Source organism: Streptomyces sp. NPDC001941 (genome assembly GCF_040296945.1).
Taxonomy (GTDB): Bacteria; Actinomycetota; Actinomycetes; order Streptomycetales; family Streptomycetaceae; genus Streptomyces.
In genome coordinates, this window is sequence record NZ_JBEOYE010000007.1 from 183,577 (window position 1) to 205,424 (window position 21,848).

At 72.6% G+C, this 21,848-nt stretch carries 19 protein-coding genes and 1 pseudogene; 8 read left to right on the plus strand and 12 right to left on the minus strand.

Going from position 1 to position 21,848, the window contains the following annotated elements; genetic code table 11:
- Positions 1 to 86 precede the first annotated feature (86 nt).
- From ABT160_RS09015 to ABT160_RS09030, 4 genes are all read right to left on the minus strand, one after another.
- Positions 87 to 827 (minus strand): ABC transporter ATP-binding protein, encoded by a 741-nt coding sequence (locus ABT160_RS09015; RefSeq protein ID WP_351645427.1) that lies wholly within the window; start codon positions 825 to 827, stop codon positions 87 to 89.
- 86 nt (positions 828 to 913) lie between these two features.
- The gene (locus ABT160_RS09020; protein ID WP_351645429.1) at positions 914 to 1,537 is read right to left on the minus strand and encodes a PadR family transcriptional regulator; all 624 of its coding nucleotides are present in this window, start codon (positions 1,535 to 1,537) and stop codon (positions 914 to 916) included.
- A gap of 85 nt (positions 1,538 to 1,622) precedes the next feature.
- The gene (locus tag ABT160_RS09025; protein WP_351645431.1) at positions 1,623 to 2,228 is read right to left on the minus strand and encodes a hypothetical protein; all 606 of its coding nucleotides are present in this window, start codon (positions 2,226 to 2,228) and stop codon (positions 1,623 to 1,625) included.
- A 142-nt stretch (positions 2,229 to 2,370) separates the two neighbouring features.
- Positions 2,371 to 3,987: a protein kinase domain-containing protein gene (locus ABT160_RS09030; RefSeq protein WP_351645434.1), complete on the minus strand. Its 1,617-nt coding sequence runs from the start codon at positions 3,985 to 3,987 to the stop codon at positions 2,371 to 2,373.
- Positions 3,988 to 4,286: 299 nt separating this feature from the next.
- On the opposite strand from ABT160_RS09030, the gene ABT160_RS09035 reads away from it, so the two are divergent.
- Positions 4,287 to 5,933, plus strand: coding sequence for a protein kinase domain-containing protein (locus tag ABT160_RS09035; protein WP_351645436.1), 1,647 nt, complete (start codon positions 4,287 to 4,289; stop codon positions 5,931 to 5,933).
- 52 nt (positions 5,934 to 5,985) lie between these two features.
- Here the strand turns inward: ABT160_RS09035 and ABT160_RS09040 are convergent, their stop codons facing one another.
- The 3 genes from ABT160_RS09040 to ABT160_RS09050 form a co-directional block, all read right to left on the minus strand.
- Complete coding sequence (locus tag ABT160_RS09040; RefSeq protein WP_351645439.1) at positions 5,986 to 7,002, minus strand: phosphotransferase; 1,017 nt, start codon at positions 7,000 to 7,002, stop codon at positions 5,986 to 5,988.
- Between the two features lie 23 nt (positions 7,003 to 7,025).
- Positions 7,026 to 7,442: a pyridoxamine 5'-phosphate oxidase family protein gene (locus ABT160_RS09045; RefSeq protein WP_351645441.1), complete on the minus strand. Its 417-nt coding sequence runs from the start codon at positions 7,440 to 7,442 to the stop codon at positions 7,026 to 7,028.
- A 131-nt stretch (positions 7,443 to 7,573) separates the two neighbouring features.
- Positions 7,574 to 8,233: a response regulator gene (locus ABT160_RS09050; protein ID WP_351645443.1), complete on the minus strand. Its 660-nt coding sequence runs from the start codon at positions 8,231 to 8,233 to the stop codon at positions 7,574 to 7,576.
- 338 nt (positions 8,234 to 8,571) lie between these two features.
- Between ABT160_RS09050 and pdhA the strand changes: the two genes are divergently transcribed.
- From pdhA to ABT160_RS09075, 5 genes are all read left to right on the plus strand, one after another.
- Complete coding sequence (gene pdhA / locus ABT160_RS09055; RefSeq protein ID WP_351645445.1) at positions 8,572 to 9,723, plus strand: pyruvate dehydrogenase (acetyl-transferring) E1 component subunit alpha; 1,152 nt, start codon at positions 8,572 to 8,574, stop codon at positions 9,721 to 9,723.
- 2 nt (positions 9,724 to 9,725) lie between these two features.
- Complete coding sequence (locus ABT160_RS09060) at positions 9,726 to 10,706, plus strand: alpha-ketoacid dehydrogenase subunit beta (RefSeq protein ID WP_351645447.1); 981 nt, start codon at positions 9,726 to 9,728, stop codon at positions 10,704 to 10,706.
- Between the two features lie 9 nt (positions 10,707 to 10,715).
- Positions 10,716 to 12,155 (plus strand): dihydrolipoamide acetyltransferase family protein, encoded by a 1,440-nt coding sequence (locus ABT160_RS09065; protein ID WP_351645448.1) that lies wholly within the window; start codon positions 10,716 to 10,718, stop codon positions 12,153 to 12,155.
- A gap of 130 nt (positions 12,156 to 12,285) precedes the next feature.
- Positions 12,286 to 12,927 (plus strand): GntR family transcriptional regulator, encoded by a 642-nt coding sequence (locus ABT160_RS09070; RefSeq protein WP_351645450.1) that lies wholly within the window; start codon positions 12,286 to 12,288, stop codon positions 12,925 to 12,927.
- Entirely contained in the window at positions 12,924 to 14,219 is a 1,296-nt protein-coding gene (locus tag ABT160_RS09075) for an MFS transporter (protein WP_351645451.1), read from the plus strand. Before ABT160_RS09070 ends, ABT160_RS09075 begins: the two co-directional genes overlap by 4 nt.
- Before the next feature lie 62 nt (positions 14,220 to 14,281).
- Here the strand turns inward: ABT160_RS09075 and ABT160_RS09080 are convergent, their stop codons facing one another.
- A complete protein-coding gene (locus ABT160_RS09080) occupies positions 14,282 to 15,106 on the minus strand; it encodes a maleylpyruvate isomerase family mycothiol-dependent enzyme (protein ID WP_351645452.1) in 825 nt (274 codons plus the stop codon).
- Positions 15,107 to 15,241: 135 nt separating this feature from the next.
- On the opposite strand from ABT160_RS09080, the gene ABT160_RS09085 reads away from it, so the two are divergent.
- Both ABT160_RS09085 and ABT160_RS09090 read left to right on the plus strand, forming a co-directional pair.
- Positions 15,242 to 16,036: a carbon-nitrogen family hydrolase gene (locus ABT160_RS09085; RefSeq protein WP_351645455.1), complete on the plus strand. Its 795-nt coding sequence runs from the start codon at positions 15,242 to 15,244 to the stop codon at positions 16,034 to 16,036.
- Between the two features lie 200 nt (positions 16,037 to 16,236).
- Entirely contained in the window at positions 16,237 to 18,432 is a 2,196-nt protein-coding gene (locus tag ABT160_RS09090; protein ID WP_351645457.1) for an L-type lectin family protein, read from the plus strand.
- A gap of 76 nt (positions 18,433 to 18,508) precedes the next feature.
- Here the strand turns inward: ABT160_RS09090 and ABT160_RS09095 are convergent, their stop codons facing one another.
- From ABT160_RS09095 to ABT160_RS09110, 4 genes and pseudogenes are all read right to left on the minus strand, one after another.
- Entirely contained in the window at positions 18,509 to 19,444 is a 936-nt protein-coding gene (locus ABT160_RS09095; protein ID WP_351645459.1) for an FKBP-type peptidyl-prolyl cis-trans isomerase, read from the minus strand.
- Positions 19,445 to 19,597: 153 nt separating this feature from the next.
- Positions 19,598 to 20,596, minus strand: a complete 999-nt coding sequence (locus tag ABT160_RS09100; RefSeq protein WP_351645460.1) for a hypothetical protein — start codon at positions 20,594 to 20,596, stop codon at positions 19,598 to 19,600.
- Positions 20,597 to 20,742: 146 nt separating this feature from the next.
- Complete coding sequence (locus ABT160_RS09105; protein ID WP_351645461.1) at positions 20,743 to 21,510, minus strand: choice-of-anchor P family protein; 768 nt, start codon at positions 21,508 to 21,510, stop codon at positions 20,743 to 20,745.
- A gap of 12 nt (positions 21,511 to 21,522) precedes the next feature.
- Positions 21,523 to 21,848: pseudogene (locus ABT160_RS09110) on the minus strand (hypothetical protein); the annotation flags it as partial.

Below are 21,848 nucleotides of genomic sequence, written 5' to 3' on the forward strand. Positions count from 1 at the left end.
GGCCAGGACCAGGAAGCTGCGGCCCTTGGAGCGCCAGGCGTCGCGGCGGGCGATGCGGATCGCGGCGCGCCAGGAGTGGTACCAGTTCACCGCTGGGCCGCCCGGTTGAGCAGGGAGTCGGCGTCGCTGCGCAGGGTCTGGTCGACCACGGCGCCGTCGCGCAGGAAGACCACGCGGTCGGCCCAGGCGGCGAAGCGGGGCTCGTGGGTGACGAGCACCCCGGCCGCTCCGGCGTCGCAGCGGGTGCGCAGCAGGGCGAGGACGGACTCGCCGGTCTCGGAGTCCAGGGCGCCGGTGGGTTCGTCGGCGAGGACCAGGCGGCGGTCGCCGACCAGGGCGCGGGCGATGGCGACGCGCTGCTGCTGGCCGCCGGACATCTCGTCGGGGAAGCGGTCGGCGAGGTGGCCCAGGCCCATCTCCTCCAGGGCGGCGAGGGCCTCGGTGCGGGCCTTGCGCGCGGAGGTGCCGTCGAGTTCGCGGGGCAGGGCGATGTTCTCGGCGGCGGTCAGGGCCGGTATCAGGTTGTAGTCCTGGAAGACGTAGCCGATGCTGCGGCGGCGCAGGGCGGCCAGGGTCTTGCGGTCGGCGGTGGTGATGTCGGTGTCCTCGACGACGACCTGGCCGGAGGTGGGGGTGTCCAGGCCGCCGGCGATGGTCAGCAGGGTGGACTTGCCGGAGCCCGACGGGCCCATCACGGCGACGAGTTCGCCGGGGAAGACGTCGAGGTTGATGCCGCGCAGGGCGTGCACCTCGGTGGCGCCGCTGCCATGGACGCGTACGAGGTTCCTCAGCTGCAGCACGGGCTGCGGCGAGCGGGTTTCGGACATGGGTGATCCCGTCGGGTGCGTACGCGTGCGGTGCGTACGGAGCGGATGTACGGAAGTGGGGGTGCGGGGCGGGTGCGGCGGGCGGGTCAGGCCCGGCGCACCGCGCCGAGGTCGGGGGACGCGTCGGTGCCGGGCGCCGGGGCGGCCCAGGGGACCTGGCCGGCGTCGGCGGAGAGGCGGATGAGGCGGGCCTCGCAGTGGTCGAGCCAGCGGGCCTCGGCCTCGGTCTGGAAGATCAGCTGCTCCAGGACGAGCAGCCAGGCGACGTCGTCGCGCTCACGGGTGGTGCCGCTCTCGATGGCGGTGAGCGCCTGGGCCTTGAGGCGGGTGTAGTCCTGCATCGCCTGCACGGTGTGGCGGCGCTGGGACTGGATGACGTCGCGGATGTCGATGCTGGGCGCGCCGACGGCCATGGCGAGCTTGATGGCGAGCTCGTCCCGGGCCGGGCTGGTGCGGTCCACGGGCTTCTCGAACCACTGGCGCAGCTCGGCGCGGCCGGTGTCGGTGATGGCGTAGAGCGTGTGCCCGGCCTCGTCCTCGCCGCCCTGGGCGATCATGCCGTCGCGCTCCAGGCGGCTGAGCGTCGTGTAGACCTGCCCGACGTTCAGCGGCCAGGTGGCCCCGGTGCGGGACTCGAACTCCGAGCGGAGCTGCGAGCCGTAGCGGGGGCCGCGTTCAAGGAGGGCAAGGAGCCCGTGGCGGATCGACATACTCAGTATGTATACCGAGTAAGTCCGCTGGTACAAGCGACTACAGGGGGACTCGCGGGGTCCGTCTCAAGGGGGACGCGGGCGGTCAGCCGCGCCGCAGCCGCATCCCCATGAAGCCCAGGCCGAGCCCCATCAGGGCCAGCCCCGCACCCAGGGTCAGCACGGGAACGTGCCGGTCAGCGGGGGTCGCCAGGGCCTGCGGGACGCTCTGCCCGACGGCGGCGGGCGGGGGCGCGTCGGGGTCGGGGGACTCCGTCCCGGGGACCACGTCGAAGGCGTCGCGCACCGGCTCGGCGGGCGGCCGGGCTGTTGCCGTTTTGGTACGCGCGGGGCTGGACGGCTCCGCGAGCGGGGTCCGCCCCGGTCGCGGCTGCCCCACGGCGGCCTGACGGCCCGCCAGCGACGGGGAGGGCCACGGGGAGGGGGAGGCGGAGGGCGAGGGGGACGCGGACGGGTCCGGCGACGCGGACGCCCCGGGGTCGTCGGTGAACACCTCGGGGTCCGCGTCCTCGGCCGGCTCGTCCGAGGGGGAGGCCGAGGGGGAGGCGGTGGCGGTGGCGGAAGGGGCCGGGGAGCCCGTCGCGGACGGCGGTCGCGGCGCCCCGGACTCCTCGGCCCGCGCCCAGGGGGCGGCGGCCAGCAGGAGTGCGGCGACAGCGACCGCGTAACGCGTCCCAACCCTTGGAGTCACCGGGTGACCCCCTCCCGTGCCGAGCCGCCGAGTCGTTCGACTCAGCGTCACATACCGCATCAATTCCGGCATCTCGGACAGTCAAACGGGCCGACGGCCGTCCGGGTCACTCCTCACGCGGTGATCCGGCGCCGGGCGGGCGTCACTCGCTGCCCGGGTCCCCCGACGCCACCGTGAGCTCGAAGGTCTGGCTGCCCGGGACGACGGCCGTGCCCTCGGTCGGGAACTGCTCGATGACCTGGTCCTCCGCGTACTGCGGGTTGTCCACGGTCTTGATCTTGTACTGCCAGCCGGCGGCCTGGATGCACGACTTGACCGACAGCACGTCCCGGTAGACGAAGCTCGGCGCCTGGACCTTCTTCGGGTCGTCGCTGTCCTCGGTCGGCGAGGTGCACTTGGTCGTCTCCAGCGTGCGGTTGCGCTCCGGCGGCTTGTGCTCCGCCGCCGCGGAACTGCTGCCGCCGCCCTTGGCCTCGCCGCCCGGCTCGTCGTCCTTGTTGTTCAGCGTGATCGCGGTGACCACGCCCGCCAGCACGATCAGCACCACCGCGACGACGCCGAAGAGCACCGTGTTGTTGCGCTTGGGCGCGGCGGGCGCGGCGGGCGCCGGGACGTGCGCGGGCGCGGGCGTCGGGGCGTAGGGCGACGGCGCCTGGGTCTGGTAGCCGGGAGCGGGGGTGTGCTGGGCGGGGTTGTGCTGGGGGTAGCCGTACGTCGGCGCGGGCGTCGGCGCGCCGTAGGGGCCGGGCTGGTACGGCTGCTGGACCGCGGACGGGCCGGGCGCCGGGGTCGACTGGTCCAGCGGCGGGAACACCGCGGAGGAGACGCCCTGGCCGCTGGGGGCCGGGCCGCCCGCCACGATCACCGGGGCGCTGGTCTGCCCGGCCTGCAGCACCCGCAGGCACTCGTCGCGCATGGCGGCGGCGCTGGGGAAGCGCTCGTTCGGGTTCTTCTTCAGGGCCCGCGCCACCAGGGCGTCCATGGCCGGGGTGACCGAGCGGTTGACGGAGGACGGGGCGACCGGCTCCTCCTGGACGTGGGCGTACGCGATGGCCAGCGGCGAGTCCGCGTCGAACGGCAGCCGTCCGGTGAGCAGCTGGAAGAGCATGATGCCGACCGAGTACAGGTCGGAGCGGGCGTCCACGCCGCGCCCCAGGGCCTGCTCGGGCGACAGGTACTGCGGGGTGCCGACGACCATGCCGGTCTGGGTCATGGAGGTGACGCCGGACTGCATGGCGCGCGCGATGCCGAAGTCCATCACCTTGACCACGCCGCGCCGGGTCATCATCACGTTGCCCGGCTTGATGTCGCGGTGCACCAGGCCCATCTCGTGGCTGGTCTCCAGGGCGGCCAGCACGTCGGCCGTCACCTTCAGCGCCTTGTCGGCGGGCATCGCGCCGTACTGCCGCACGTCGGCCTGGAGCACCGAGCCGAGCGGGCTGCCCTCGACGTACTCCATGACGATGTACGGCATGAGCGCGCCGCCCAGCTCGTCCTCGCCGGTGTCGAAGACCGAGACGATGTTGGTGTGCTGCAGCTTGGCGACGGCCTGGGCCTCGCGGCGGAAGCGCTCGCGGAAGGACTGCTCGCGGCCGAGCTCGGTGTGCAGCGTCTTGATCGCGACCTGGCGGTCCAGCGCGGAGTCGTAGGCGAGGTAGACGGACGCCATGCCGCCCTCGCCGAGCAGGTCGCGCAGCTGGTACCGGCCGCCCGCCACGGAACCGCCGGCATAGCGGCCCTGTGCGCCGTCCTGGCTCATTTCGTGCTCCCCCATGTGCGCGCGGCGGCGTCGTCCCGGCAATTACGGGCCAAGTCTGCCGGAGGGTACCGACACGTCAAGCCGGGTGCCCGATCCGTGACCGTACGCCCGGGAAGCGTCTCGGAAGCGTTACAGGATTCGCATGAAATTTGCATGGGCGCACGGGGAACCGATTTGATGGCCGGTCCATCTCGAAACGTCGCGCCGCGCGAAGGCTGTAGCGTGACGTGCCAGAGCACCCAGTGGGACACCGCACGCGCGCAGCCCGCGCCCGCGGACAGATACGACGGCGAGGACTGATGGCACCCGAACCCGAAGCAGGCGGCGGCCTGTCGGACGCCGAGTCCTGGGGCGCCGGCGGTCTGGTCGGCGACGGCCGCTACCGGCTCACCCACCGGCTCGGCCGCGGCGGCATGGCCGAGGTGTTCGCCGCCGAGGACGTGCGGCTCGGCCGCACCGTCGCGGTGAAGCTGCTCCGCGCCGACCTGGCCGAGGACCCCGTCTCCAAGGCCCGCTTCACGCGCGAGGCCCAGTCGGTGGCCGGCCTGAACCACCACGCGATCGTCGCCGTGTACGACTCCGGCGAGGACGTGGTCGGCGGCCAGCCCGTGCCGTACATCGTGATGGAGCTGGTCGAGGGCCGCACCATCCGCGACCTGCTGATCCAGGCCGAGCCGCCGCCGCCCGAGCAGGCGCTGATCATCGTCTCCGGCGTCCTGGAGGCGCTGGCCTACTCGCACCAGCACGGCATCGTGCACCGCGACATCAAGCCGGCGAACGTGATCATCACCAACTCCGGCGCGGTGAAGGTGATGGACTTCGGCATCGCCCGCGCCCTGCACGGCGCGTCCACCACCATGACGCAGACCGGCATGGTCATGGGCACGCCCCAGTACCTCTCGCCCGAGCAGGCGCTCGGCAAGGCCGTCGACCACCGCTCCGACCTGTACGCGACCGGCTGCCTGCTGTACGAACTGCTCGCGCAGCGCCCCCCGTTCACCGGCGAGACGCCGCTGTCGGTGGTCTACCAGCACGTCCAGGACGCCCCCGTCCCGCCGTCCGAGGTGGCCCACCACGCGCCGCCGGAGCTGGACGGCCTGGTGATGCGGTCGCTGGCGAAGGACCCGGACGACCGCTTCCAGAGCGCCGAGGAGATGCGCGGCCTGGTCCAGTACGGCCTGCAGATGCTCCAGGCCGAGGGCGGCCACACGGGCACCTGGGGCACCGGACCGGTCGCGATGCACGAGAACCCGCACACGCCGGTGGGCGGCACGGCCCCCACGGCGGCCATGGGCCACCCGGTGCACGGCGACACCTCGCAGGGCCCGATCCTGCCGCCGATGAACCCCGACGACGGCGCCTACACGGGCGGCCACGGCGCGCCCAAGAGCGGCGGGCGCGGCAAGGTGCTGCTGTTCGTCGCGCTGGCGCTGATCGCGATCACGGCGGGCGTGGTCTTCGCGCTGGACGCGGCGAACAAGCCGAAGGACAAGCCCAAGGCGCCGACGAAGATCTCCAACTCGCCCTCGCAGTCGGACTCCTCGCCGACGCCGAGCGAGGAGGAGTCCACGCCGGAGGAGAACCAGGACAACTCCACGGGCGGCAACCAGGACGGCGGCTGGACGCCGTCCGAGGAGCCGTCGCGGCCGCACCGCGAGAGCCCCTCGCCCTCGGACAGCTCCTCGTCCTCGTCGGGCAAGACGGACGGCGGCGGTCAGACCGACGGCGGCCAGACGGACGGCGGCCAGACCGATGGCGGTCAGACCGACGGTGGTCAGACGGACGGTGGCCAGACCGACGGTGGTCAGACCGACGGCGGCACCAACGAGGGCACCAGCGGCGAACCGGGCACCAACACCGGCCAGCAGAACGGCGGCGCCCAGAACGGCGGCAACACCCAGGGCCAGCAGGGCGGCTCGACCACCGGCCAGACCCCGGGGGCCTGACCCCCGGCCCGACCCGCACCGCCCCCGCCCCCGGGCCGAGACGCCCGGGGGCTCACCCCGCGAAGGCCTGGCGCACCGCCTCGTACTCCCGGGTCCACCACACCACCAGGGCCGACGCCGCGGGGAACTGCGGGTCGGCCCTGCGGTCGTGGAGCTGGTAGCGCCAGCGCAGTATCCAGAAGTCGTTCAGTCGCTCCCACCACACCCGGTGCACCGCGGCCGCCATCTCGTCCCGGCCCACCCCGGCGGCCGTCCGGTACGCGCGCGCGTAGGCGCGCACCTTGGGCAGGTCCAGCTCCCCGCCGGGACGCACGAAGAAGATGACGGCGGCCCGGACGGCCTCCTCGGCCCGCGGCTGCACCCCGAGCCGGTCCCAGTCGACGATCGCCGCGGGCTCGGCGCCCCTGCGGTCGCCGCGGTAGAGCAGGTTCAGCGGGTGGAAGTCGCCGTGCACCCAGCCCCCGGCGTCGGCGGCGGGCGGGCGGCGGTGGGCGTGCGCCCGCAGCAGCCGGCGGCGCTCGGTCAGCCGGTGCTCGGCCAGCTCGTCGAAGGCGTCGCGGGGCCGGTGGCCGCGGGCCAGGGCGAGCAGCTCGTCGATCGCGGCGTGGGTGTCGGCCGGGTCGGCGCTCTCGTACCGCTGTCGCGGTCCGGGCTCCATGACCCGCTCCAGGCAGGTGTGGACGAGGCCCAGGAGGCCGCCCAGGCGCCGGGAGTCGGGGGCGGTCAGCTGGGCGCCGTCGCGGTGCATTCCGTCGACCCAGGGGTGCAGGGCGTAGCACCGGCCGCCGATGACCGTGACGGTGTCGCCGTCGCGGCGCTCCAGTGCGGGCGCGACGGGCAGGCCCAGGTGTTCGAGCCGCTGGGTGGCGCGGTGCTGGCGGGCGATCGCCTCGCGGTCGCCGTCCAGGTGGTGCTTGAGGAAGAAGGCACCGCGGGTGGTGGCGAGCCGGTAGCCGCGGTTGAGCAGGCCCTGGGTGACGGGCTCGCAGGCCAGCGGCTCGCCGGGGGTCTCGTACCGGCGCAGCAGCGCGCTGACGGGCGGGGCGGGGTCAACAGATGAGCACGGCACCCGTCATATGTTAGTTGACTATGTCACGCTACGTGGCGAAGTGGCCGCTCTGCGCTGTAGTCCAGGGAGTGGACGGTCACGAAGTGCGGCTCGATGCGCATGTACACCGGCTCGAACGGGCCGCCGTCCACCGTCTCCGGGCCGGGGCCGAACAGCTCCAGCTCGGCCCGGGTGGGCTCGATGATCTCGGCGGTGCCGGTGAACTGGACCGACCAGATGTGGCCGGACCCGGTGTTGAAGTTGTCCGCTCCGTAGGCGACCACGCTGCCGTTGCAGGCGTGGTGGTAGCCGAGGCCGTTGTGCATCCGGAGCACGACGCGGCCGTCGACCACGATGTGCCGGGCGGGGGCCACGAAGGGCATGGCGCGCATGCTGGTCGCCACGCGTCCGTAGGACACGCGACTCAGCAGCTCGATGGCGCGGAGTTCCTCGGTGGTCATGGCTCCACTCTCCGTCACCGGGAGCGGGACGGAAAAGAGGCCCCGGCCCCGAGAGGCCGGGGCCCTAGGTCCCTAAAGAAGCCGCCGGACCGGGTCGCTCCATGAGGGCGACCCGGTGCCGCGCGGCCCTCTCAGTGGCGCTCGGCCTGCATCCGCGCGACGTACGCGGCGGCCTGGGAACGGCGCTCCATGCCCAGCTTGGAGAGCAGGCTGGAGACGTAGTTCTTGATCGTCTTCTCGGCCAGGTGCAGCCGCTCGCCGATGGCGCGGTTGGTCAGCCCCTCGCCGATCAGGTCCAGGATCTTCCGCTCCTGGTCGGTCAGGTTGGAGAGCTTGTCGTCGCCCTTGGGGTTGTTGCCGTCGCGCAGGCGTTCCAGCACGCGCGCGGTGGCGACCGGGTCGAGCAGCGACTTGCCGGCGGCCACGTCCCGCACGGCGGTCAGCAGCTCATTGCCGCGGATCGCCTTGAGTACGTAGCCCGAGGCCCCGGCCATGATCGCGTCGAACAGCGCCTCGTCGTCGGCGAACGAGGTGAGCATCAGGCACTTGATGTCCTCGTTCTGCGAACGGATCTCGCGGCAGACCTCGACGCCGCTGCCGTCCGGCAGCCGCACGTCGAGCACGGCCACGTCGGGGCGGGTCGCAGGGATCCTGACCAGGGCGTCCGCCGCGGTACCCGCCTCGCCGACCACTTCGATGTCGGACTCCACGGAGAGCAGCTCATGGACACCTCGACGGACGACTTCGTGGTCGTCCAGGAGGAATACGGTGATTTTTCCATCTTCGCGCACCGTTTCAGTCTCACACACTCACTCTTCCCGTGCCCGGGGTGACCGGGATAACGTGCCGGTGTTCCGGCGGCCTGCAAGGCTGTTGTCAGTGCGCTGACCTGCTGCTGTTCCCGCATTTCTCGATTTACTTGGAAATCCAAGCAAAATCGCAGGTCAAATGGGGTTTCGCAGGAATGCGACCCACTGGGTAACGTGCCTTTGGCAGGGCGCTCGCCGGGGCACCTGTCACGCCTGTCCCGGACGAGTCGCACCCACCCCGTGCACGGGTACGGAAACAGGCGGAGCCGCACTGGCTTCCCGGCGGACCCCGGGGGCCGGACAGACGGAGGAGCACGCACGTGACCGTGGAGAGCACTGCCGCGCGCAAGCCGCGACGCAGCAGTAAGCGCACCAGCGCCGCGAAGAAGCCACAGGGTTCCGAGCCCCAGCTCGTACAGCTGCTGACGCCCGAGGGCGAGCGCGTCGAGCACCCGGAGTACACCGTCGACCTCACCCCCGAGGAGCTGCGCGGGCTGTACCGGGACATGGTGCTCACCCGCCGCTTCGACGCCGAGGCGACCGCCCTGCAGCGCCAGGGCGAGCTGGGCCTGTGGGCCTCGCTGCTGGGCCAGGAGGCCGCGCAGATCGGCTCCGGGCGCGCGCTGCGCGACGACGACTACGTCTTCCCGACGTACCGGGAGCACGGGGTGGCCTGGTGCCGGGGCGTCGACCCGACGAACCTGCTCGGGATGTTCCGGGGCGTGAACCACGGCGGCTGGGACCCCAACAGCAACAATTTCCACCTGTACACGATCGTCATCGGCTCGCAGACCCTGCACGCCACCGGCTACGCGATGGGCGTGGCCAAGGACGGTGCGGATTCGGCCGTGATCGCGTACTTCGGGGACGGCGCCTCCAGCCAGGGCGACGTGGCCGAATCGTTCACCTTCTCCGCGGTCTACAACGCCCCGGTCGTGTTCTTCTGCCAGAACAACCAGTGGGCGATCTCCGAGCCCACCGAGAAGCAGACCCGCGTCCCGCTCTACCAGCGCGCCCAGGGCTTCGGCTTCCCCGGCGTCCGGGTGGACGGCAACGACGTGCTGGCCTGCCTCGCGGTCACCCGGTCCGCGCTGGAGCGGGCCCGCCGCGGCGAGGGCCCCACCCTGGTCGAGGCGTTCACCTACCGGATGGGCGCCCACACCACCTCCGACGACCCCACCAAGTACCGCAGGGACGAGGAGCGCGAGGCCTGGGAGGCGAAGGACCCGATCCTGCGCCTGCGCACCTACCTGGAGAAGGCCGGGCACGCCGACGCCGCCTTCTTCGAGGACCTCGAGACCGAGAGCGAGGTCCTCGGCAAGCGCGTGCGCGAGGCGGTGCGGGCGATGCCCGACCCCGACGACTACGCGATGTTCGAGCACGTCTACGCCGACGGGCACGCGCTCGTCGACGAGGAGCGGGCCCAGTTCGCCGCCTACCAGGCGTCGTTCGCGGATGGCGAGGTCAACTGATCATGGCTGTACAGAAGCTCCCGCTCGCCAAGGCGCTCAACGAGTCGCTGCGCACGGCCCTGGAGAACGACCCCAAGGTCCTGATCATGGGAGAGGACGTCGGCAAGCTCGGCGGCGTCTTCCGGGTCACCGACGGGCTGCAGAAGGACTTCGGCGAGGACCGGGTCATCGACACCCCGCTGGCCGAGTCCGGCATCGTCGGCACCGCGATCGGCCTGGCGCTGCGCGGCTACCGCCCGGTCGTGGAGATCCAGTTCGACGGCTTCGTCTTCCCGGCGTACGACCAGATCGTCACCCAGCTCGCCAAGATGCACGCGCGCTCGCTCGGCACGGTCAGGATGCCGATCGTGGTGCGCATCCCCTACGGCGGCGGCATCGGCGCGGTCGAGCACCACAGCGAGTCGCCCGAGGCGCTGTTCGCGCACGTGGCCGGCCTGAAGATCGTCTCGCCGTCCAACTCCTCGGACGCCTACTGGATGCTCCAGCAGGCCATCCGGAGCGACGACCCGGTGATCTTCTTCGAGCCCAAGCGCCGCTACTGGGACAAGGGCGAGGTCGACACCGAGGCCGTCCCGGGCGAGCTGCACGAGGCCCGTACGGTCCGCGAGGGCACCGACCTGACGCTGGTGGCGTACGGGCCGATGGTGAAGGTCTGCCTGGAGGCCGCGGCGGCCGCCGCCGAGGAGGGCAAGTCCCTGGAGGTCCTGGACCTGCGCTCGGTCTCCCCGCTCGACTTCGACGCGATCCAGCGCTCGGTGGAGAAGACCCGCCGGCTGGTCGTGGTGCACGAGGCACCGGTGTTCTTCGGCTCCGGCGGGGAGATCGCCGCCCGGATCACCGAGCGGTGCTTCTACCACCTGGAGGCCCCCGTGCTGCGGGTCGGCGGCTACCACGCCCCGTACCCCCCGGCGCGTCTCGAAGAGGAATACCTGCCGGGCCTGGACCGGGTGCTCGACGCCGTCGACCGCTCGCTGGCGTACTGAGGAGAGGACGTGACGACCATGACGACTGCGTCTTCGTCTGCCGTGCGTGAGTTCAAGATGCCGGACGTCGGCGAGGGACTCACCGAGGCCGAGATCCTCAAGTGGTACGTGCAGCCGGGTGACACCGTCACCGACGGCCAGGTCGTGTGCGAGGTGGAGACGGCCAAGGCGGCCGTCGAGCTGCCCATCCCGTTCGACGGCGTGGTGCACGAGCTGCGCTTCCCCGAGGGCACCACCGTCGACGTCGGCGAGGTGATCATCTCGGTGGACACCGGCGGCGGCGACGCCGCCCCGGCCGCCGAGGCGCCCGCCGCCGCACCGGCCCCCGCGGCCGAGCCGGAGGCCCCCGCGGGCCGCCAGCCGGTCCTGGTGGGCTACGGCGTGGCCGAGTCCTCCACCAAGCGCCGCCCGCGCAAGGGCGCCGGAGTGCCCGAGCAGGCCGCCGCCGCGGCCCAGGCGACGGGCACGCCCGTCGCGGGCCTGGCCGCCGCCGCGATCCAGGGCGAGCTGAACGGGCACGGCGCCGCCGTCGCCTCCCGCCCGCTGGCCAAGCCGCCGGTGCGCAAGCTCGCCAAGGACCTCGGCGTGGACCTGGCCGGAGTGGTGCCCAGCGGGCCCGACGGGATCATCACCCGCGAGGACGTGCACGCGGCCGCGGCCCCGGCGCCCGTCGCCCCGGCCGAGGCGCCCGCGCCCGTTTCACGTGAAACAACTCCTGCCGCCGCGGCGCCCGTTCAGAGCGCCGGTGCCCGGGAGACGCGCATCCCCGTCAAGGGCGTGCGCAAGGCCACCGCGCAGGCGATGGTCGGCTCGGCCTTCACCGCGCCGCACGTCACCGAGTTCGTGACGGTCGACGTGACGCGCACGATGAAGCTCGTCGAGGAGCTCAAGGCCGACAAGGACATGGCCGGACTGCGGGTCAACCCGCTGCTCCTGATCGCCAAGGCGATCCTCGTCGCGATCCGCCGCAACCCGGACATCAACGCCGCCTGGGACGAGGCCGCGCAGGAGATCGTCCTCAAGCACTACGTGAACCTGGGCATCGCGGCCGCCACGCCGCGCGGTCTGATCGTGCCGAACATCAAGGACGCGCACGCCCGGACCCTGCCCGAGCTGGCGCGCTCGCTGGGCGAGCTGGTCGCCACCGCGCGCGAGGGCCGCACCAGCCCCGGCGACATGCAGGGCGGCACGATCACCATCACCAACGTGGGCGTCTTCGGCGTCGACACCGGTACGCCGATCCTCAACCCGGGCGAGTCCGCGATCCTCGCGGTCGGTGCGATCAAGCTCCAGCCGTGGGTCCACAAGGGCAAGGTCAAGCCGCGCCAGGTCACCACGCTGGCGCTCTCCTTCGACCACCGCCTGGTCGACGGCGAGCTGGGCTCGAAGTTCCTCGCGGACGTCGCGGCGGTCCTGGAGCAGCCCAAGCGCCTGATCACCTGGGCGTAGTCGCTCCGCCGCCGGGCGCACCCGGTACGACAGCGGCACCCGTACGTCGCCACGGCGTACGCCGGAAAGGCCCCGTCCGCATCGCGGACGGGGCTTTCTGTTGCACCCCTGTTGTATCTAAGCTGTGCGCATGCCCTCCGCCCCGCCCGCGGCCGACCGCGTCTACATGCACGTCAAGCAGGCCGTCCTGGACCGCCGTTACGAGGGGGGCACCCTCCTCACCGAGGGCGAACTCGCCCTCGCCGTCGGCGTCTCCCGCACCCCGGTGCGCGAGGCCCTGCTGAAGCTGGAGATGGAGGGGCTGCTCAAGCTCTACCCGAAGAAGGGCGCCCTGGTCCTCGCCGTCTCCGCCCAGGAGATCGCGGACGTGGTCGAGACCCGGCTGCTGGTCGAGGAGTTCGCGGTGCGCCGCGCGGTGCCCGCCTCCGCGCCGCTGATCGCCCGGCTGGAGGAGCTCCTGGAGGAGCAGCGGAGGTACGCGGACACCGGGGACCTGGCGGCGGTCGCCCTGACCGACCGCAGCTTCCACGCCGAGATCGTCCAGTACGCGGGGAACCAGATCCTGGCCCGGCTGTACGACCAGCTGCGCGACCGCCAGCTGCGGATGGGCGTGGCGGTCATGCAGTCGCAGCCCGACCGGATCGCCAAGAACATCACCGAGCACGCCGAGATCCTCCAGCGGGTGAAGGCGGGCGACGTCGAGGGCGCCGCCGCCTGTGTGCGCCAGCACCTGAGCTGGGTCAAGGTCCTGGTGAGGGGAGAGGCACGATGAGCGGCTCCACGACCCTGCCCGGCGATCCCCCCGGCGGCCGCCGCGCGGCCCTGGTGTGGGGCGTGGGCGTCGCCGTCTACTTCGTCGCCGTCATCTTCCGCACGTCCCTGGGGGTCGCCGGGCTCGACGCGGCCGACCGCTTCGGCGTCAACGCCTCCGCCCTGGCCACCTTCTCCATCCTCCAGCTGCTGGTCTACGCGGGCATGCAGATACCCGTCGGCCTGATGGTCGACCGGCTCGGCACCAAGAAGGTGCTGACCATCGGCGCCGTGCTGTTCACCCTGGGCCAGCTGGGCTTCGCCCTCTCCCCCTCGTACGGCATGGCGCTCGCCTCCCGCGCGCTGCTCGGCTGCGGCGACGCGATGACCTTCATCAGCGTGCTGCGGCTGGGCACCCGCTGGTGGCCGGCCCGCCGGGGCCCGTTCGTCGCCCAGATCGCCGCGCTGTTCGGCATGGCGGGCAACCTGGTCTCCACCCTCGTCATCTCCCGCGCCCTGCACGGCCTGGGCTGGACGCAGACCTTCGCGGGCAGCTCCGCGGCGGGCCTGATCGTGCTCGTCCTGCTGCTGCTCTTCCTCAAGGACCACCCCGACGGCCACGAGCCCGGGCCGCGCCACCGGGGCGGCGGCGCCTTCGTGCGCCGCCAGATCGCCCGCTCCTGGCGCGAGCCGGGCACCCGGCTCGGCATGTGGGTGCACTTCACCACGCAGTTCCCGGCGATGGTCTTCCTGCTGCTGTGGGGCATGCCGTTCCTGGTCGAGGACCAGGGCCTGTCCCGGGAGAGCGCGGGCGCCCTGCTGACGCTGGTGGTGCTCTCCAACATGGTGGTGGGCCTGGCGTACGGACAGGTGATCGCCCGCCACCACGCGGCCAGGGCGCCGCTGGCGATCGGCACGGTCGCCGCGACCGCGCTGCTGTGGGCCGCCGTGCTGGCCGTCCCCGGGCACGCCCCGGTGTGGCTGCTCGTCACGTTGTGCGCGGTGCTCGGGGCGTGCGGGCCCGCGTCGATGATCGGGTTCGACTTCGCCCGCCCGGCCAATCCGCCGGAGCGCCAGGGCACCGCCTCGGGGATCGTGAACATGGGCGGTTTCATCGCCTCGATGACGACCCTGTTCGCGATCGGGGTGCTGCTCGACGCCACCGGGAACAACTACCGGATCGCGTTCGCCTCGGTCTTCGTGCCGGAGGCGCTGGGGCTGGTGCAGATCCTGCGGCTGAAGTCCCGCGTGGTGAAGCGCGAGCGGGAACGCCTGGTGGCCAGCCGGGTGGAAGCGGTCCACGTCCCGGCCTGACGGGCCCCGGGCGGACCCACGTGGTCCCTCAGGCCCTTGAGCCCCTCAGGCCCTCGAGCCCCTCAAGGCGTCACCGCGAACGCCGCCAGGATCGCGGCCGCGAGCTCCGCGTCGCCGTCCACCTTGATCTGGTCGGCCACGGCCGCCGGGCGCACCCGGCCGCAGGCCAGCCGTACGTACGTCTCCCAGTCCAGCGCGATGGTGGCCGCCGGGCCCAGCGAGGGGGCGCCGTCGATGGTGCCGCGGCCGTTCGCGTCCACGCGGACCGTGCGCAGGAACTCGACGGGGCCGTGCACGTCGAGGACGACCGCGCAGTTGGCCGGGGCGCCCGCGTCCTTGGCCACCACCTTGGGCAGCGCCTCCAGGAGCACGTCGCGGGTGACGTGGGCGCCCGGGGAGTCCAGGTTGCCGGGGGCGCCGAGGGTGAGGCGCAGGTCCTGCTCGTGCACCCAGCTGTCGAACGCCCGCATGCGGTAGGCGATTTCGAGACTCTGCTCGGCGCCCAGCGGGGCGCGGACCATGGTCTCCGGCGAGCGGCTCTCGTTGCGCAGCTGGCGGGCCCGCCTGATCAGCACGTACTCCAGCTCGGAGGTCATCTCGGGGCCGGTGTGGTGGCGCCGGACGTCGACCTGCATCTCCATGTAGCGGGCGAACTCGCTGCGGACGTGGAAGAGGTCGCGGGGCAGCGTGTGGATCGGGCGCGGGTCGCCGAGCATCTCGCACTCCATGCCGATCACGTGCGAGACCATGTCGCGCACCGACCAGCCGGGGCAGGGGGTGGCGCGGTTCCACTCGCCCTCCACGAGCGGCTGCACCAGCTCGGATATCGCTTCCACGGAATGGGTCCAGGCGTCGGCGTAGTTCTGGAGGCTGGGATGGACGGTCACGGGACCCCTCGGCGGTTGGTGCGCGGGCTGGGTGCTGTGGCAGTTAAATTACGCTGCCCGGAGGCACACCGGCAGTGCTTTCGTGTGACGATCGTAGGCCGGTGTTGACGGCTCGAATGCCAGGACGGTGGTAGTGTGCGCGCCTCTCTCATCCAGATCGCGGTAGACCAGCAGGAATCGGTCAATTCCCGTCGCCAACGGGTGGCTTCGCTGGTGCGGGAGCAGCGCGGCGCCGACCTGGTGGTACTGCCGGAACTGTGGCCGGTGGGCGCCTTCGCCTACGAACTGTTCGAGGCCGAGGCGGAGCCGCTGCACGGTCCGACGTACGAACTCATGGCCAAGGCGGCGAGTGACGCCGGGGTCTGGCTGCACGCCGGATCGGTGGTCGAGCGCGCCGGTGACGGCGGTCTCTACAACACCTCCCTGGTCTTCTCACCCGACGGCGAACTCGCCGCCTCCTACCGCAAGATCCACCGCTTCGGCTTCGACAAGGGCGAGGCCGTGCTGATGGGCGCCGGGGACCAACTCGTCACCGTGGCGCTCCCGGAGCTCACGCTCGGCGTGGCCACCTGCTACGACCTGCGCTTCCCCGAGCTGTTCCGGGGCCTGACCGACGCCGGGGCGCAGGCGCTGGTGATCCCGGCGGGCTGGCCCGCCCGCCGGGTCGGCCACTGGACGCTGCTGGCTCGCGCCCGCGCGGTGGAGAACCAGGCGTACGTGTTCGCCTGCGGCACCGGCGGCACCCACGCGGGCGTGGACCAGGCCGGGCACAGCGTGGTCGTCGACCCCTGGGGCGAGGTGCTGGCCGAGGCCGGCCCGGGTGAGGAGGTGCTCACCGTGGACTTCGATCCCGGCCGGGTCGAGGAGACCAGGGAGCAGTTCCCGGTGCTCAAGGACCGGCTGCTCGGCCTGGACGCGCCGCGCCGCTGAACCTGCCGTACGGCCCCTGACCTCGGACGGGGCCGGTCCTCCCGGGCCGCTCCCGGGGCTCGTCACTCGCTTGGGCTTCGCCGATCGCGGGAGTGGGCCCCGGGTGTTCTGCTGATCAAAACGTGGTCACTGTGCGCATTTGTTCGCATACGGACCGTGATCAACGGATCTGGGCGCGCTGAGCCCGAGGAAGGCAGCCAATGAAGGACACCGGACACAGTCGCGGGTGGCGAGCGGGGCTTCGTGCCCGCGCAAGTGCCCCGCTCGGCCTGGCCACCGCGGTGGCGCTCGGCCTGTCCCTCGCGGCGCCCATGGCGGCCGCAGCCTCGCCCGTGGGCGACGGCCCCCAGCCGAAGGGCGACATCGCCGTCGAGGCGTTCACCGGCGCCACGGTCGACGAGACGAAGTGGTTCAGTGCCTCCGACGGCCCGAACGACCCGACCGGCTGGGGTTGTCTGACGGCCGCCACCGGCACGCCCAAGCCGCTCGGCGCCTGCCGCGGCGGCGCCGTGGGCGACAAGGCGGGCGACGGCGCCCTGCGCCTGACCGACAACGGCACGAACCAGAACGGCTTCGTCGTCACGCGTCAGGCGATCCCGTCCAACCAGGGCCTGAAGTTCACCATCGACTTCGCCGCCTACAACTCGTCCACGATGGACAAGGGCGACGCGGACGGCATCTCCCTGATGCTGCTGGACGGCTCGGCACCGATGCCGTCGAAGTCCGGCCGCTACGGCGGCGGGCTCGGCTACACGGGCATCGAGGGCGGCTACATCGGCGTCGGCCTGGACGAGTGGGGCAACTTCGGCACCACCGGCTTCGGCGCCGGCGGCAGCTCCACCCGCCAGGAGAACTCGATCACCGTGCGCGGTGCGACCAGCCAGGGCAACCCGCTGGTCAACACCTACCAGTCGAACCGGCGCCTGTCGGTCCCGACGGCCAAGACGCGCAAGGAGGCCGTCCGCACGGCCAGGGTCGAGCTGTCCCCCGCGGGCGTCCTGACCGTCTCGGTCGACTTCCACGACGGCCGCGGCTTCAAGGACGTCATCGAGCCCACCGACATCCGCAGCATCAAGGGCCAGCCGGCCGTCCCGGCGACGGTCCGCCTGGGCCTGTCGGCCGGTACCGGTGACTACACCAACATCCACGAGCTGTGGAACGGCAAGGTCGAGACCCTCGACCCGCACCTGAGCACGAACGTGACCCCGGACGGCCCGGTCACCGCCGGTGGCAACGCCAACTTCACGGTCACCACGACCAACGACAAGAACGCCGGCCCCACCAACGGCACCGTCACCACGACGCACACCTTCCCCGAGGGCGTCACCCCGGTGGCCGCCTCCGGTGACGGCTGGAAGTGCTCGATCGTCAAGCAGACGGTCACCTGCACCCGCCCGGGCTCCGGCTCGGACGCCCTGGGCCCGGACAAGTCCTACCCGCCGGTGCACATCAAGACCAAGGTCGACGGCGACGCCGAGGGCGTGAAGCCGATCCAGTCGACCACCGAGACCCCGAACGACACCCCGCGCGAGAGCACGGACCTGGTCGAGGTCACCCCGGCCAAGGCGCCCGACCTGACGGTCACCACCAAGCCGGTCGGCGACGTGGTGGGCGGCCAGAACGCCGCGTTCACCATCGACGTGGCGAACAACAAGGACGCGGGCCCGACGCAGGGCGAGGTCAAGGTCGTCCGCACCTTCCCCGAGGGCATCACCCCGGTCACCGCCGTCGGCGACGGCTGGAAGTGCGCGATCGCGGGCCAGACGGTCACCTGCACCCGTCCGGGCAAGGGCGCCGACGCCCTGAACCCGGGTGACTCGTACCCCACGATCAACGTGGGCACGACCGTGGACGACAAGGCCAAGGGCCCGCTGACCGGCACCACGCAGGTCACCACGCCCAAGAACAACGCGGCCCCGGTCAAGGACACCGTCACCGTCAAGCCCGCCCCGGTCAAGGACCCGAACCTGACGGTCTCGGTCCGCCCGGAGGGCGACGTGGTCGCGGGCAAGCCCGCCACCTTCAACATCACGGTCTCCAACAAGGAGGGCGCCGGCCCCACGCGTGACGAGGTCACCGTGGTCCGCACCTTCCCCAAGGGCGTCACCCCCAAGACCGCGGCCGGTGACGGCTGGAAGTGCTCGATCAACGGCCAGGTCGTGACCTGCACCCGTCCGGGCAAGGGCGCCGACGCCCTCGACGGCGGCAAGTCCTTCCCGGTCATCAAGGTCGTGACGGCCGTCGACCGCAACGTCGAGGGCCCCGTGGAGGGCACCACCGTGGTGGACACCCCGGGCGACCCGAACAGCGGCACCCCGGTCAAGGACACCACCATCGTCAAGAAGGACCCGAACCAGGACATCAGCTGCGGCGGCTGGATCCGCGCCCAGTGCTGATCGACTGACGGCACGCGGAAGGCCCCCGGGAGCACTGCTCCCGGGGGCCTTCCCCCTTCCGGCGGGCCGCCGCGGCTCAGACGCCGCGCGCCCGCCGGTCCAGCACGTCCACCACGTACGCCACGGCCTTGCCCTTGGGCGTGGCGAGGCCGCCGCCGGTGGCGGTGAAGGACGGCGCGAACGCCGCGGGCACGCTCACCAGGAGCCGGCTGCCGACCCGCGCCCCCTTGAGCGCCTCGTACCAGCCCGGCAGCATCGCCTCGCGCCGCACCACGAAGCCGTTGGGCCCGCTGCGGCGGTACGTGGAGGAGAACGAGGTCTTCCCGTCCCACTCGTAACCGGTGTACTGCAGCACCACCGTGTCCCCCTCGCCCACCGCGGCGCCCCCGCCCTCGAGCAGGGTGCGGGTGGTCAGCTTCGCGGGCTTCGGCCCCCACTGCGCGAACACCGGCTCGGCGCCCTCCTTCAGGGTCACCTTCGGGGTGCCGGGCCCGGAGTCCCCGGTGGCCGGGCGCACCTGCTGGCGCACGTCGTAGCCGCCGACGACGTCGAAGACCAGGACCATGTGGTCGCTGGGCGAGACCTGGGCCGGGGCCATGCCGCCCGGGCCGAAGCCGTGCGTGGCGGGGGCCACCATCAGCACCCGGCTGCCGCCGCGCCGCCCGATCAGGGCCTGGTCCCAGGTGCGGGCCACGTGCTTGCCGTCCAGCACGGCGGTGGTGGGCTGGTGCAGCCGGTAGGTGTCCAGGAGCGGGCGGTTGCCCTCCCAGGTGCGCATGTCGACGTCGGTGACGACGACCTGGCCCTTCTTCACGACCGGGCCGTCGCCCTCCTTCAGCACCTTCATCCGGGCCTGCTTCGGCGGCGGGAAGGAGGGCAGCACCACGGTGGGGCGGTTGCCGTAGGCGCCGGAGACCTGGGGCACGTTCTGCGGCTCGGGGCCCGAGCAGCCGACGGCGAGCGCGGCGAGCACGGCCAGCACGGTGACGCGGGGGGCGGGACGGACGGGCACCGGGTCCTCCTGGGGCACGGCAACGGGACAGGCCCTCCAGCCTGTCCCGTGCCACCCCCCGCGCCCCGTCTTTGCTCCCCCGACGCACGGGTGCCGTACGCCCATCGGACGTACGGCACCTCGTGGAGCCCCGCGGCGGTCAGCCGTGGATCCCTACCAGCAGGTCGACGCGGCCCGCATGCCGCCCAGCGCCGCGGACGGCGGCGTGAACGGGGCGCACGGGCGCGGCGCCGAGCTCCGCGCGCTGGCCGCCTTCGGCAGCGGCAGGTCCGGCTTGGCGTACTTGTCCGTGCGCTCCTTGTCGCGGATGACGGCGGCGTGCGCGACGGTCACGTCGGCGACCTCGGTGCCCAGCACGGAGGCGTGGACGCCGTTGACGTAACCGCTGGTGGCCTTCGGGTCGAACTTGTAGTGCTTGTCGGCGCCCAGCGTCGGCAGGCCCTTCTCGTCCGTGGTCACCTGCTCGTTGGTGGTGGCCAGGGCGAGCGGCGGCTTGGAGTAGTCCTCCGGGATGCGCACGCCGAGGTTGACCGCCCAGATCGGCGGTACGTCGATGACCTTCAGGCCGGCCACCGACAGGTAGGCGCGGGCCGCGCCGCCGGTGAACTTGACCGGCTGGCCGGGCTTCGACCAGGCCGAGACCGTGATGCCCTCGGCGTGCACGCCGATCGGGGAGAGCGAGGTGCCGCCCGCCGGGTTCTCGATGTACGGGACGCCGACGTCGATGGCGGCGCCGCCCGCGTCCGCGTACACCTCGCCGCGCACCGGCACCGGGCGGCCGCCCGAGACGGTCGCCGGGTGCGAGTGGCCCATGGCGCGGGAGTACAGCGCGGACACCTTGCCGATGCCGATGCCGCCCGGCGCCAGGTCGACGAGCTTGTTGCCGCCCGCCTGCTCCTGGGGGGCCTTCGGCGTCGTCGGGTAGTGCGACTGGAACATCGCCGTGTCCAGGATGCTGCCGAGGCCCTTGACCCGGACGACCCAGGCGTCGGCCTGCACACAGTCCTCGGTGTCGACGACGGTTCCCCAGTCGTCGACGCCGACCGGTGCGCTGGCGGTCGCGGGCACTGCGACGGCCGTCACCGCGGTCAGGGCGATGCCCGCTGTCAGCAGGGCACGGGGCCCTGAAGTGCGCCATGAGGCCATGGCCACCCTCACTTTCCTTACGTACAGGGGGAGGTACGGGAGTACCGGCAGCGGCCCGGGAGTCCGGCCACTGATAGTCACAGACTCGCTACGGTGTGCGACGATCGCACTCCGGGTCGGCCATCCGGGGGGCGGGCCCCCCGGGGCCCGTGTCAGCGAGTGGCGGGGCGTCCGGCCAGCACCGCGGCGTGACCGATCGTCATCTCCGCGGGCTCGGGGGACAGGATGGTGACGTGCAGGGCGTTCACGTAGCCGCCGGTGGCCGCCGGATCGCGCAGGTAGCGCCCGCCGGGGCCCATCGTCGGGCGGCCCTGGCCGTCGGTGGTGATCTGCTCGTTGACCGTCACCAGCAGCTCGGCGGGCTTGCGCGGGTCGGCCGGCACCCGCACGCCCGTGTTGACCGGGACGGGGCGGTCGAAGGCGTACAGCTGCTTCTTGCCCGAGGTCAGCCGGCCCCCGGCGAGCGCCGAGGTGAAGGCGACCGGGCCGCCGCCCGGGGAGGCCGTGGCGCCGGTGCGCAGCCCGCGCACGTCGATGCCGAGGCGGCCCAGCCTGAACGCCAGGTCGCCGACGGCGGCCGTGGCGGCGTTCGGGCGGGCGGTGGTGGAGACGTCGGCGATGTGGCCGAAGGACTCGTCGTCCTCCTCGATCTCCACCCGGGTCCCGGTGGCCCCGGCGAACTCCTCGGGGACCCCCTCGTAGGCGGGGGAGTGGGTCTCGGCCAGCCGGATGTCGTCGGCGTCGCCGTTGGCGGTGACGCGCATCGCCCAGGAGTTGGACTGCGGCACGTCGTCGGTGTCCAGCACCGTGCCCCAGTTGTACGGGGAGGCGGGCGGGGGCTCGTTGCCCGCGGCGCCCGCGGGCACGGCGGGCGCGGCGAGGGCCAGGAGGGCCGCCGCGGCGACGAGGGTCGGGGTCATGGCGGGCTGCTCCTAGTCGCGGTCGCGGTTGAAGGGGAAGACGGAGTTCCAGACGCTGGAGGCGATGTCGAACGCGCCGTGGACCGCGCCCTGGGCGATCTTGAAGGGACCGGTGATCGCCCAGGTCGGGTCGACGCCGGTGGGGGGCGTGTTGTCGCCCCCCGGCACGGCGGGGTCGGGGTCGTCGATGCTGATCGGCGGCGGGAACGGCGGGGGCTCGGCGGGCCCGGCGGCGTACGCGGTGCCGCCGAGCAGCAGGGCGGAGGCGAGCGCCGCGGCGGCGACGGCGCGCGCGGTGGTGCGGTACTGCATGGGTGGGGACCCTTCTCGGAGCCTGC

Coding starts and splice junctions, on each gene's coding strand:
- ABT160_RS09075 (WP_351645451.1), top strand. CDS start 12,924: ATGAGCGGCTCCACGACCCTGCCCGGCGATCCCCCCGGCGGCCGCCGC.
- ABT160_RS09105 (WP_351645461.1), bottom strand. CDS start 21,510: ATGACCCCGACCCTCGTCGCCGCGGCGGCCCTCCTGGCCCTCGCCGCG.
- ABT160_RS09015 (WP_351645427.1), bottom strand. CDS start 827: ATGTCCGAAACCCGCTCGCCGCAGCCCGTGCTGCAGCTGAGGAACCTC.
- ABT160_RS09035 (WP_351645436.1), top strand. CDS start 4,287: ATGGCACCCGAACCCGAAGCAGGCGGCGGCCTGTCGGACGCCGAGTCC.
- ABT160_RS09060 (WP_351645447.1), top strand. CDS start 9,726: ATGGCTGTACAGAAGCTCCCGCTCGCCAAGGCGCTCAACGAGTCGCTG.
- ABT160_RS09045 (WP_351645441.1), bottom strand. CDS start 7,442: ATGACCACCGAGGAACTCCGCGCCATCGAGCTGCTGAGTCGCGTGTCC.
- ABT160_RS09070 (WP_351645450.1), top strand. CDS start 12,286: ATGCCCTCCGCCCCGCCCGCGGCCGACCGCGTCTACATGCACGTCAAG.
- ABT160_RS09090 (WP_351645457.1), top strand. CDS start 16,237: ATGAAGGACACCGGACACAGTCGCGGGTGGCGAGCGGGGCTTCGTGCC.
- ABT160_RS09030 (WP_351645434.1), bottom strand. CDS start 3,987: ATGAGCCAGGACGGCGCACAGGGCCGCTATGCCGGCGGTTCCGTGGCG.
- ABT160_RS09020 (WP_351645429.1), bottom strand. CDS start 1,537: ATGTCGATCCGCCACGGGCTCCTTGCCCTCCTTGAACGCGGCCCCCGC.